Source organism: Pseudomonas sp. NFIX10, from assembly GCF_900111955.1.
GTDB classification, from domain to species: domain Bacteria; phylum Pseudomonadota; class Gammaproteobacteria; order Pseudomonadales; family Pseudomonadaceae; genus Aquipseudomonas; species Aquipseudomonas fluorescens_AA.
In genome coordinates this window covers 63,753-75,550 of record NZ_FOKH01000003.1, presented here as the reverse complement: position 1 = coordinate 75,550, position 11,798 = coordinate 63,753, and the positions used below count along the sequence as shown (strand labels likewise).

At 63.8% G+C, this 11,798-nt stretch carries 11 protein-coding genes; 8 read left to right on the top strand and 3 right to left on the bottom strand.

Annotated elements, in window-relative coordinates:
- The first annotated feature begins 57 nt into the window (after positions 1 to 57).
- Positions 58 to 927: an aldose 1-epimerase gene (locus BM321_RS03845; protein WP_092441580.1), complete on the top strand. Its 870-nt coding sequence runs from the start codon at positions 58 to 60 to the stop codon at positions 925 to 927.
- A gap of 35 nt (positions 928 to 962) precedes the next feature.
- On the opposite strand, the gene BM321_RS03840 is transcribed toward BM321_RS03845, so the two are convergent.
- Positions 963 to 1,763 carry a sulfite exporter TauE/SafE family protein gene (locus tag BM321_RS03840; RefSeq protein WP_092441579.1) on the bottom strand — a complete coding sequence of 267 codons (801 nt, stop codon included), beginning with the start codon at positions 1,761 to 1,763 and terminating at the stop codon, positions 963 to 965.
- A gap of 206 nt (positions 1,764 to 1,969) precedes the next feature.
- On the opposite strand from BM321_RS03840, the gene BM321_RS03835 reads away from it, so the two are divergent.
- The gene (locus tag BM321_RS03835; protein WP_092441578.1) at positions 1,970 to 2,833 is read left to right on the top strand and encodes an MBL fold metallo-hydrolase; all 864 of its coding nucleotides are present in this window, start codon (positions 1,970 to 1,972) and stop codon (positions 2,831 to 2,833) included.
- Between the two features lie 128 nt (positions 2,834 to 2,961).
- Here the strand turns inward: BM321_RS03835 and bkdR are convergent, their stop codons facing one another.
- Positions 2,962 to 3,450, bottom strand: a complete 489-nt coding sequence (gene bkdR, locus BM321_RS03830; RefSeq protein ID WP_003202929.1) for a Bkd operon transcriptional regulator BkdR — start codon at positions 3,448 to 3,450, stop codon at positions 2,962 to 2,964.
- 192 nt (positions 3,451 to 3,642) lie between these two features.
- On the opposite strand from bkdR, the gene BM321_RS03825 reads away from it, so the two are divergent.
- From BM321_RS03825 to BM321_RS03805, 5 genes are all read left to right on the top strand, one after another.
- Positions 3,643 to 4,878: a 3-methyl-2-oxobutanoate dehydrogenase (2-methylpropanoyl-transferring) subunit alpha gene (locus tag BM321_RS03825; RefSeq protein ID WP_092441577.1), complete on the top strand. Its 1,236-nt coding sequence runs from the start codon at positions 3,643 to 3,645 to the stop codon at positions 4,876 to 4,878.
- Between the two features lies 1 nt (position 4,879).
- Positions 4,880 to 5,938 (top strand): alpha-ketoacid dehydrogenase subunit beta, encoded by a 1,059-nt coding sequence (locus BM321_RS03820; protein WP_018605866.1) that lies wholly within the window; start codon positions 4,880 to 4,882, stop codon positions 5,936 to 5,938.
- A complete protein-coding gene (locus BM321_RS03815; protein WP_092441576.1) occupies positions 5,939 to 7,207 on the top strand; it encodes a dihydrolipoamide acetyltransferase family protein in 1,269 nt (422 codons plus the stop codon).
- A gap of 18 nt (positions 7,208 to 7,225) precedes the next feature.
- Entirely contained in the window at positions 7,226 to 8,608 is a 1,383-nt protein-coding gene (gene lpdA, locus BM321_RS03810; protein WP_092441575.1) for a dihydrolipoyl dehydrogenase, read from the top strand.
- 236 nt (positions 8,609 to 8,844) lie between these two features.
- A complete protein-coding gene (locus BM321_RS03805; protein ID WP_092441574.1) occupies positions 8,845 to 9,864 on the top strand; it encodes a branched-chain amino acid aminotransferase in 1,020 nt (339 codons plus the stop codon).
- 83 nt (positions 9,865 to 9,947) lie between these two features.
- Here BM321_RS03805 and BM321_RS03800 read toward each other — a convergent pair whose 3' ends face one another.
- On the bottom strand, positions 9,948 to 10,877 hold the full coding sequence (locus BM321_RS03800) for a DMT family transporter (protein ID WP_092441573.1): 930 nt from the start codon (positions 10,875 to 10,877) through the stop codon (positions 9,948 to 9,950).
- A 109-nt stretch (positions 10,878 to 10,986) separates the two neighbouring features.
- Between BM321_RS03800 and BM321_RS03795 the strand changes: the two genes are divergently transcribed.
- Positions 10,987 to 11,781, top strand: coding sequence for an AraC family transcriptional regulator (locus BM321_RS03795; protein WP_092441572.1), 795 nt, complete (start codon positions 10,987 to 10,989; stop codon positions 11,779 to 11,781).
- The last annotated feature ends 17 nt before the right edge of the window (positions 11,782 to 11,798 follow it).

Here is an 11,798-nt window from a genome sequence, read left to right as displayed (position 1 = left end):
AGCGTTCGCACAAAAAACGCTGTAACACCATTTTCAATTCAGCAGACCAACACCACCATGACCCCACCCCTTCTCCATCTCGAAGACGAACTGACCCGCCTCACCCTGGCCCCGCACCTGGGCGCCAGCCTGGTGGACTGGACCTTGCGCAGCAGCGGCGCGCCATTGCTACGCCCGCCGGCCCCCCAAGCCCTGGAAAACGGCCTGCCCGGCAAGCTCGGTGGCTTCCCGTTGATCCCCTGGTCGAACCGGATCGCCAACGGCGGTTTCGATTGCCCTGATGGCTGGCTGGCCCTGGACGCCAACAGCCCCAACGACCCGTTCCCCATCCATGGCAGCGCCTGGCAGCAACCGTGGCAAGTGACCGAACAGAATGCCCAGGAAGCGCTGCTGCAACTCGACAGCCAGCAGCCGTTCGGCTATTGCGCCAGTTTGCGTGTCCGCTTGCGCGGCGGCCAGTTGCAGATCGCGATGCTCGTCACCCACACGGCAAAACAGCCGGCGTGGCATGGGTTCGGCCTTCACCCGTACTTCCCGCGCACCGCCGGCACACGCCTGCAAACCCGGGCGAGCGAAGCCTGGCTGTGCGACGCCACGAAACTGCCGACGGAACGGATCGACCTTCCCGAACACTGGAGTTTCCAGGAGGCCCGTTTACTGCCGGACACCCTCGTGGACAATGGCTTCGGTGGCTGGGACGGGCATTGCCTGATCCAACAGCCGGACCTGGGCTATGAGCTGGAGTGCCAGGCCAGCGGCTGCGATTACTTCCTGCTGTACTGCCCCGTGGGCCTGGATTTCTTTTGCATCGAACCGGTCAGCCACCCAGTCAACGCCCACCACTGGCCGGGACGACCGGGGTTGCGTTTGCTGGAGCAAGGGCAATCGGTGGCGCTGGGGTTTTCGATGCAATGTCGGTTGCTGTAACCCCTCTGGCCATGGGCAGTCCCGGTTCATGACCGCTACGCCCGCACCCACATGAACACTGCCACCCCCAGGCACACCCCGGCGAACCCCACCTGCAGCGCCCGGGCCGGAACCTTGGCCGACACTTGCCGGCCGAGTAGCATCCCGACGATGCTCGCCGCAATGAACGCCATCCCTACCCGGTCGATGCTCACCCCGGCATGGAACGCGCCCACCACGCCAATCAACGAAATCAGGCTGATGACCATCAAGGACGTCGCGACGATCCCGCGCATCTGCACGTCGGTCAGTTGCTTGAATGCCGGCACGATCAGGAAGCCGCCCCCCACGCCCAGCAGCCCCGAGACCATGCCTGTCACTGCGCCCAATGCCGACAGCGTGGCGGTGCAACGAGGCGTCCAGGCCAGGCGGCCGGTCTGGCGGTCGAGCATGCAGTTTTTCTGGCCCCAACTGGCGGCGCCATGATCGCTGGGGCCGACTTGCGGCGTTTCGCGACGCAACATGCGCGCCGCCACCAGCACCATCAGCAGGCTGAACAGCATCATCAGGATTTTTTCCGAGAGCTGGTGGGCGAGGTAGATGCCCAGCGGCGAAAACACCGCGCCCAGCAGTGCGATCAGCAGGGCCGCACGGTAGCGCACCAGGCCATGGCGCAGCCCGTCGATGGCCCCCACCGCCGCCGCGCTGCCCACCGCGAACAACGCCACCGGCGCGGCCTGGGTCATGCTCCAGCCCAGGCCCAACACCAACGCCGGCACTGCCAGGATGCCGCCACCCGCCCCCGTCAGGCCAAGGACCAGGCCCATGACCACACCAAAAAAACTTGCCAGTAACATTCAGGTTCTCTCAAGCCGCGCACACCTGTTGGCAGGTGCGATCGCATTTGCAGGACGCCTTGGCCCTCACTAAGCTGCGGACCATATGTTGTAAACCTCAAGCGTTGCAACAAGCTATTTTAGATTGGTATGTGGCGAGGGAGCTTGCTCCCGCTGGGCTGCGTAGCAGCCCCTTTCATGAGTTCTTCCCGTACAGGTTCGCTGTCATGTCCGCGCAGATCCAGAGTTTTCTCGACCCCGCCTCCAAGACCTATACCCATGTTGTGTATGAACACGATGGCGGGCACTGCGCGGTGGTCGATCCGGTGCTCGACTACGATCCGGCCTCGGGCCGCAGCGGCACCGCGCAGGCGGATCGGGTGATCGCGTTTGTGCGGGAACATCGACTGACGGTGCAATGGCTGCTGGAGACCCACGCCCATGCCGATCACTTGTCCGCCGCGCCTTATCTGCGGCGGGAGCTGGGCGGCAAGATCGCCATCGGCGAGTCCATCGGCCAGGTGCAGAACGTGTTCAAGACCCTGTTCAACCTGGAGCCGCACTTCGCCGTCGACGGTTCGCAGTTCGACCGTCTGTTCGCGCCCGACGAGTCCTTCCTGATCGGCAACCTCAAGGCCACCGCCCTGCACGTGCCCGGCCACACCCCGGCGGACATGGCCTACCTGATCGACGGCGACGTGATCCTGGTGGGCGACACGCTGTTCATGCCCGACGTAGGCACCGCCCGTTGCGACTTCCCCGGCGGCAATGCCCATCAGCTCTACGCCTCGATCCGCAAGCTGCTGGCCTTTCCCGCCGGAGTGCGGCTGTACGTGTGCCACGACTATCCACCGGAGGAACGCGAGTCCCACTGCGTGAGTACCGTGGGTGAGCAGCGCCAGCACAACATTCATGTCCGCGATGGCATCGATGAAGCCTCGTTCGTGGCCATGCGTACCCAGCGCGACAAGACACTGGGCATGCCGACGCTGCTGTTGCCGGCGATCCAGGTGAATGTGCGGGCCGGCCACCTGCCGCCGGCCGAGGACAATGGCGTGACCTATCTGAAGATTCCGATCAATCAGCTTTAGAAGCTTGTACTGAATGCAATGGCCTCATCGCGAGCAAGCTCGCTCCCACAGGGGATTGATTAACACCACCAATCCAGTGTGGGAGCGAGCTTGCTCGCGATGGCAGTGGGTCAGGCAACAATGGAGCCTCAGGTCCCCAAGGTCAGCCCATTGGCCGGCAACGGCAGCGCGGTCTTGTAGCGCACCTGCTTGAGGGCAAAGCTCGAACGGATGTTCGCCACCCCCGGGACCTTGGTCAGGAAGTCCATCATGAACCGCTCCAGCGACTGGATGGTCGGCACCAGCACGCGGATCAGGTAGTCCGGATCGCCGGCCATCAAGTAGCACTCCATCACCTCCGGCCGGTCGGAAATCGCCTCCTCGAAGTGCTGCAACGCCTCCTCCACCTGCTTCTCCAGGCTGACATGGATGAACACGTTGACGTGCAACCCCAGCAGGTCGGCATCCAGCAGCGTGACCTGCTCGCGGATCACTCCCAGCTCCTCCATCGCCCGGACGCGGTTGAAGCACGGCGTCGGCGACAGATTGACCGAACGGGCAAGATCGGCGTTGGTGATGCGGGCGTTTTCCTGAAGGCTGTTCAGAATGCCGATGTCGGTGCGATCCAATTTACGCATGAGACAAATAATCCTGTTTTTTATCGTTGTGCAGATTTTTTATCTGCAAATGATCTGAACAGCAAGCTAACAGAGAAAAATATTCTTCTTCGCCGAGCCTATGATTGTTGTAGGACAATTTCCCCTACCCGGGGACATTCGTCAGCTAGCGCGCCCACTACAAGAAACTCACAAGATCGAGCGTAGAAAGCCATGAACCCAGCGTACGAACCGCTACGCCTGCACGTCCCCGAACCCTCGGGCCGTCCCGGCTGCAAGACCGACTTTTCCTACCTGCATCTGTCCGATGCCGGCACGGTGCGCAAACCTCCCATCGACGTCGAACCCGCCGACACCGCCGACCTGGCCCGCAGCCTGATCCGCGTGCTCGATGACCAGGGCAATGCCTTGGGCGACTGGGCGGCGGACATTCCCGTCGAGATCCTGCGCAAAGGCATGCGCGCCATGCTCAAGACGCGCATCTACGACAACCGCATGGTGGTCGCCCAGCGCCAGAAAAAAATGTCGTTCTACATGCAAAGCCTTGGCGAGGAAGCCATCGGCAGCGGCCAGGCCTTGGCGCTGAACATCGATGACATGTGCTTTCCCACCTACCGCCAGCAAAGCATCCTGATGGCCCGCGACGTGCCGCTGGAGGGCATGATCTGCCAACTGCTGTCCAACGAGCGCGATCCGCTCAAGGGCCGGCAGTTGCCGATCATGTACTCGGTCAAGGACGCCGGTTTCTTCACCATTTCCGGCAACCTCGCCACGCAATTCATCCAGGGCGTGGGCTGGGGCATGGCCTCGGCGATCAAGGGCGATACCAAGATCGCCTCGGCCTGGATCGGTGATGGCGCCACCGCCGAATCGGACTTCCACACCGCCCTCACCTTCGCCCACGTCTACCGGGCGCCGGTGATCCTCAACGTGGTCAACAACCAGTGGGCGATTTCCACCTTCCAGGCCATTGCCGGCGGTGAAGCCACGACGTTCGCCGGACGCGGCGTCGGTTGCGGCATCGCCTCCCTGCGTGTCGATGGCAACGATTTCATGGCGGTCTACGCCGCCTCGCGCTGGGCCGCCGAACGCGCCCGCCGCAACCTCGGCCCGGCCCTGATCGAATGGGTCACTTACCGCGCCGGTCCGCACTCCACCTCGGACGATCCCTCCAAGTACCGCCCCGCCGACGACTGGAGCCACTTCCCGCTGGGCGATCCGATTGCCCGTCTCAAGCAGCACATGGTCAAGATCGGGCAGTGGTCCGAAGAGGAACATGCGGCGGTCAGCGCCGAACTCGAAGCCGAGGTGATCGCCGCGCAGAAGGAAGCCGAACAGTACGGCACCCTCGCCGGGGGGCAGATTCCAAGCGCCGCGACCATGTTCGAAGACGTCTACAAAGAGATGCCGGAGCACTTGAAGCGCCAGCGTCAGCAGTTGGGGATCTGACATGAACGACCACAACAACAATATTGCGTTGGACACCGCCATGACCACTACCACCATGACCATGATCCAAGCCCTGCGCTCGGCCATGGACGTGATGCTCGAGCGCGACGACAACGTCGTGGTGTTCGGCCAGGACGTGGGCTACTTCGGCGGCGTGTTCCGCTGCACCGAAGGCCTGCAGAACAAATACGGCACTTCGCGGGTGTTCGACGCCCCGATTTCCGAAAGCGGCATCGTCGGCGTGGCGGTGGGCATGGGCGCCTACGGATTGCGGCCGGTGGCCGAGATCCAGTTCGCCGACTACGTCTACCCGGCCTCGGACCAGATCATTTCCGAGGCGGCGCGCCTGCGCTATCGCTCGGCCGGCGAGTTCACCGCGCCGATGACCCTGCGCATGCCCTGCGGCGGCGGCATCTATGGCGGCCAGACCCACAGCCAGAGCATCGAGGCGATGTTCACCCAGGTCTGCGGCCTGCGCACCGTGATGCCCTCCAACCCCTACGACGCCAAGGGCTTGCTGATCGCCTCCATCGAAAACGATGACCCGGTGATCTTCCTCGAACCCAAGCGCCTGTATAACGGCCCGTTCGACGGCCACCACGACCGCCCGGTAACCCCGTGGTCGAAACACCCCTCGGCCCAGGTGCCGGACGGCTACTACACCGTGCCGCTGGACGTTGCCGCCATCACCCGCCCGGGCAAGGACGTGACGGTGCTCACCTACGGCACCACGGTCTACGTCTCTCAAGTGGCGGCCGAAGAAACCGGCATCGACGCCGAAGTCATCGACCTGCGCAGCCTCTGGCCGCTGGACCTTGAAACCATCGTCAAATCCGTGAAGAAAACCGGCCGCTGCGTGGTGGTGCACGAAGCCACCCGCACCTGCGGTTTCGGCGCCGAACTGGTGTCGTTGGTGCAAGAACACTGCTTCCACCACCTGGAAGCGCCCATCGAGCGTGTCACCGGTTGGGACACCCCCTACCCGCATGCGCAGGAGTGGGCGTATTTCCCTGGGCCGTCCCGAGTGGGCGCGGCGTTGAAACGGGTCATGGAGGTCTGAATGGGCACGCACGTTATCAAGATGCCGGACATCGGCGAAGGCATCGCGGAAGTGGAACTGTCGGTGTGGCACGTCAAGGTCGGCGACATGGTGGTCGAAGACCAGGTACTGGCCGATGTCATGACCGACAAGGCGATGGTGGACATCCCTTCGCCGGTGCATGGCCGGGTCATCGCCCTGGGTGGCGAGCCGGGTGAAGTCATGGCGGTGGGCAGCGAACTGATCCGCATTGAAGTCGAGGGTGCGGGTAACTTGAAAGAATCGGCACAACCGACTCCCGCCGCGGCGGCTGTGCAAGCGCCGAAGCCGGCGCCAGTGGCCACGCCTGATCCGGTGGTGGAGAAGACCGCCGCCCCTCGCCCGGCGCCGCAAGCCCCGGTGGCCCGCGATCCCGACGAGCGTCCACTGGCCTCGCCGGCCGTGCGCAAACACGCGCTGGACCTGGGCATTCAATTGCGCCTGGTCCAGGGCAGCGGCCCGGCCGGGCGGATCCTGCACGAAGACCTCGAAGCCTATCTGGCCCAGGGGCCGTCGTCCCAGGCCAAGGGCGGTTCGGGTTATGCCGAACGCCACGACGAGCAGCAGATCCCGGTGATCGGCATGCGCCGCAAGATCGCCCAGCGCATGCAGGAAGCGACCCAGCGCGCGGCTCATTTCAGCTACGTCGAGGAAATCGACGTCACAGCCCTGGAAGAGCTGCGGGCTCACTTGAATGAAAAACACGGCGCCAGTCGCGGCAAGCTGACCGTGTTGCCTTTCCTGGTCCGCGCCCTGGTCGTGGCCCTGCGGGACTTTCCGCAGATGAATGCCCGCTACGACGACGAAGCCCAGGTCATCCATCGCTCAGGCGCGGTGCATGTGGGCGTTGCCACCCAGAGCGACGTTGGCCTGATGGTGCCGGTGGTGCGTCACGCCGAAGCCCGTAGCCTGTGGGACAGCGCGGCGGAAATCGCCCGCCTGGCCACAGCAGCGCGCACGGGCAAGGCCAGCCGTGATGAACTGTCCGGCTCGACCATCACCCTGACCAGCCTCGGTGCCCTCGGCGGCATTGTCAGCACGCCGGTGCTGAACCTGCCGGAAGTGGCGATTGTCGGCGTGAACAAAATCGTCGAGCGGCCCATGGTGATCAAGGGGCAGATCGTGATCCGCAAGATGATGAACCTCTCCAGCTCCTTCGATCACCGGGTGGTCGACGGCATGGATGCGGCGCAATTCATCCAGGCCCTGCGCGGCCTGCTCGAACAACCCGCCACCCTGTTCGTGGACTAATCATCAATGGAGCAGGCAATGCAAACTTTGAACACTACGCTGCTGATCATCGGCGGCGGTCCTGGCGGTTATGTGGCGGCGATCCGCGCCGGCCAGCTGGGCATCCCGACCATCCTGGTGGAAGGCCAGGCGTTGGGCGGGACCTGCCTGAACATCGGCTGCATCCCGTCCAAGGCGTTGATCCATGTGGCCGAGCAGTTCCACCAGACCCGACATCACAGTCAGGGCTCGGCCCTGGGCATCACGGTGGCGGCGCCAACGCTGGACATCGGCAAAAGCGTGGAATGGAAAGACGGCATCGTCGATCGCCTGACCACCGGCGTCGCGGCATTGCTGAAAAAGCACAAGGTCCAGGTCATTCATGGCTGGGCCAAGGTGGTCGATGGCAAGACCGTTGACGTCGGCGACACCCGCATCCAGTGTGAACACCTGCTGCTGGCTACCGGTTCGAAAAGCGTCAACCTGCCGATGCTGCCACTGGGCGGGCCGATCATTTCCTCCACCGAAGCCCTCGCCCCCACCTCGGTGCCCAAGCACCTGGTGGTGGTCGGCGGCGGCTACATCGGCCTGGAGTTGGGCATCGCCTATCGCAAGCTCGGCGCCGAGGTCAGCGTGGTCGAGGCCCAGGAGCGGGTCCTGCCAGCTTACGACGGCGAGTTGACGCAGCCGGTGCACGAGGCGCTCAAGCAACTGGGCGTGAAGCTGTACCTCAAGCACAGCGTCGAAGGGTTCGATGCCCAGGCCAGCACCTTGCAAGTGCGTGATCCCAATGGCGACACGCTGAACCTGGACACCGACCGGGTGCTGGTGGCGGTCGGGCGCAAACCCAACACCCAGGGCTGGAACCTCGAAGCGCTGGACCTGGCGATGAACGGTTCGGCGGTGAAAATCGACAACCGTTGCCAGACCAGCATGCGCAACGTCTGGGCCATCGGCGACCTGAGCGGCGAACCGATGCTCGCGCACCGGGCCATGGCCCAGGGCGAAATGGTCGCCGAACTGATCGCCGGCCAGCATCGGGAATTCAACCCGACCGCCATCGCCGCGGTGTGCTTCACCGACCCGGAACTGGTGGTGGTCGGCAAGACGCCGGACGAGGCCAAGGCTGCCGGGCTGGACTGCCTGGTTTCGAGCTTCCCGTTCGCCGCCAACGGCCGGGCCATGACCCTGGAATCGAAAAGCGGTTTCGTCCGGGTCGTGGCGCGCCGGGACAATCACCTGATCGTGGGCTGGCAAGCGGTCGGCGTCGGCGTATCGGAGCTGTCCACGGCATTCGGCCAGTCCCTGGAAATGGGGGCGCGCCTGGAGGACATCGCCGGCACCATCCACGCCCATCCGACGCTGGGCGAGGCTGTGCAGGAAGCGGCGTTGCGGGCGTTGGGGCATGCGTTGCATCTGTAAAGATGGAGTCCACCGCCAAGGATCGTTCCCATGCTCCGCGTGGGAATGCAGCCAGGGACGCTCCGCGTCCCAAAGCCGAACGCGGAGCGTCCGTTGAAGTATTCCCACGCGGAGCGTGGGAACAATCATGTCAGTGAGGCTGCGAAACAGCCCCGGAATGAAGTATTGTTGTCCCCATCCAAAAAACGTCAGAAGCCTTGAACCGTTTCGACGGTTGTTAAGCAATAGAGGGTGTCATGGGTAACGAGAGCATCAATTGGGACAAACTGGGCTTTGACTACATCAAGACCGACAAGCGCTACCTGTCGCACTGGCGCGATGGCGCCTGGGACGCGGGCACCCTGACCGACGACAACGTGCTGCACATCAGCGAGGGCTCCACCGCCCTGCACTACGGTCAGCAGTGCTTCGAAGGCCTGAAGGCCTATCGCTGCAAGGACGGTTCGATCAACCTGTTCCGCCCGGACCAGAACGCCGCCCGCATGCAGCGCAGCTGCGCCCGCCTGCTGATGCCGCAGGTCGACACCGAGCAGTTCGTCGAAGCCTGCAAGCAAGTGGTCCGCGCCAACGAGCGCTTCATCCCGCCGTATGGCACCGGCGGCGCGCTGTACCTGCGCCCGTTCGTGATCGGCGTGGGTGACAACATCGGCGTGCGCACCGCACCCGAGTTCATCTTTTCGATTTTCTGCATCCCGGTTGGCGCCTACTTCAAGGGCGGCCTGACCCCGCACAACTTCCTGATCTCCAGCTTCGACCGCGCCGCCCCGCAAGGCACCGGTGCGGCCAAGGTCGGTGGCAACTATGCCGCCAGCCTGATGCCCGGCTCCCAGGCCAAGAAAGCCAGTTTCGCCGACTGCATCTACCTCGACCCGATGACCCATTCGAAAATCGAGGAAGTCGGCTCGGCCAACTTCTTCGGCATCACCCACGACGACAAATTCGTCACCCCCAAATCCCCTTCGGTCCTGCCGGGCATCACCCGCCTGTCGTTGATCGAACTGGCCAAATCGCGCCTGGGCCTGGAAGTGATCGAAGGCGACGTGTTCATCGACAAGCTGTCGGACTTCAAGGAAGCCGGTGCCTGCGGTACTGCGGCGGTGATCACCCCGATTGGCGGCATCAGCTACAAGGACAAGCTGCACGTATTCCACAGCGAAACCGAAGTCGGCCCGATCACCCAGAAGCTCTACAAAGAGCTGACCGGCGTGCAGACCGGCGACGTGGAAGCGCCAGCGGGTTGGATCGTCAAGGTTTGACCTAAGCAACCGCCTGCTCAGTGCGTGCATGAAAAAGCCCACCCCTGCCTCGGCAAGGGTGGGCTTTTTACTGGCTGCTTCGGCTACCCCCGACGCAATACCAACCACCGCCCCCAACGCTGGCGAAACCAGCCGTAACCGCTGACCAGCAAGATCCCGCCCAACACCAGAACCGCGCCAACGATAAAGTTCGGCTCCAGCGGCTCATCCAGCAACCAGACACCAAAACCGATGCCAAACAGCGGCGTCATGAACGACAGCACGCCCAACTGCGAAGCCAGGTAGTGGCGCAGCAGCGAGAACCAGATCAGGAAACTGGCGAAGGACACCAGCAACACCTGGAACGCCAGGCTGGCAATGAGTTGCGGCGTGGGGTTGATCGTCGTTTGCGCCAACGCCACCGACATCCCGATCAGCAGCACCCCGGCGCCGACCAATTGATACAGCAGCGTCTGGCTGGCGGGCAGGTTCGTCAATCGCGAACAACGGACGGTCACCGTAGTCGCGCCCCACAGCGCGCCGGCCAACAAGCCCATGCCGTCACCGAGCAACGAGCTGCCGCCCGCCGCCCCCGAGCCGCCACTGAAGGCCACCACGATCCCGCCGAAGGCAACCGCGATGCCCAACCATTGCGCCGGCTTGAGGCGTTCGCTCGGCAGTTTCCAGTGCAAGCCGAGGGCGGCGAACATCGGGGCGGTGTACAGGAAGATCACCATGTGCGAAGCCGTCGTATGACGCAGGCCTTCGCCCACCATCACGAACTCCAGGGCAAACAACAGCCCCACCAACAGGCCAGGACGCCAACTGCCATCGGCCAGGGACAGGCGTTCACCCCGCGCCAGCACCAACAGCCAGACCAGCACCGCGGCGATGGCCGAGCGCACGCCCAGTTGCAGCATCGGCGCCATGTCGGCGGCGCTGGCCTTGATCGCGACTTGCTGGAACCCCCAGATGGCACAGAGTCCAGTCATCAGGGCACTGACCTGGCCATCCAGGGCGCGGCGGGTGGTCATGGGAAAGGTCCTTGGGCAGAAATGGATGAAAGGATTGTCTGCCTGACACCTTTGCTGGATATAGTGATTACCCGACAAGCCATCCCGGTAATCCGCCATTGCGGTCGATATGCAGCCTCCAGCCCAACATCTGAAAATGCCTCCGTTCGACGCGGCCCTGCCCTCGCCGATTTTCTTTCGCAGCGCCTGCATGCCGGCCCACGCCACTTATCCCCGGCATCGGCATGCCTGGGGTGAGTTCGTCTATTCCTACAGCGGGGTGATGGAAATCGAGATCGCCCAGCACCACTACCTGGCGCCACCGCAGTACGGCATCTGGCTGCCGCCGGACATGGAACACGTTGGGTTCAATCGGCATGAGGCCTGTCATTGCTCGTTGTACCTGGCGGCCGAACTGTGCGCTGCGCTGCCGGCCGTACCCTGCGCGCTGACCTTGAGTCCACTGATCCGCGCGTTGCTGGAAGAGCTGCGCAGCGACCCGCCGAGCCAACCCCAGACACCCGAGCAGCAGCGCTTGCTGCAGGTGCTGGTGGACAAGCTGACTCAGGCGCCCCAGGCCGGTAGCTACCTGCCCTTCTCGGATGATCCACTGCTGGGCCCCGTATTGCGGGCCCTGGAGGCGAATCCCAGCGACCCGCGCTCCTTGCCGCAACTGGCCCGCGCCGCCAACACCACCGAACGCACGCTGATGCGCCGGGCCCAACGGGACCTGGGCATGTCTCTGGTGGAATGGCGCCAGCGCCTTAAAGTCATCGAGGCCCTGGCCCTGCTCGAACGTGGCCAGAGCGTGGAAACCATTGGCCTGGACCTGGGCTACAGCAGCGCCTCGGCGTTCATCAGCATGTTTCGCAAAATGATGGGCACCACGCCGGATGAGTATCGACGCCAACATATGACCGGATAGCGAGGGGGCTGCTGATA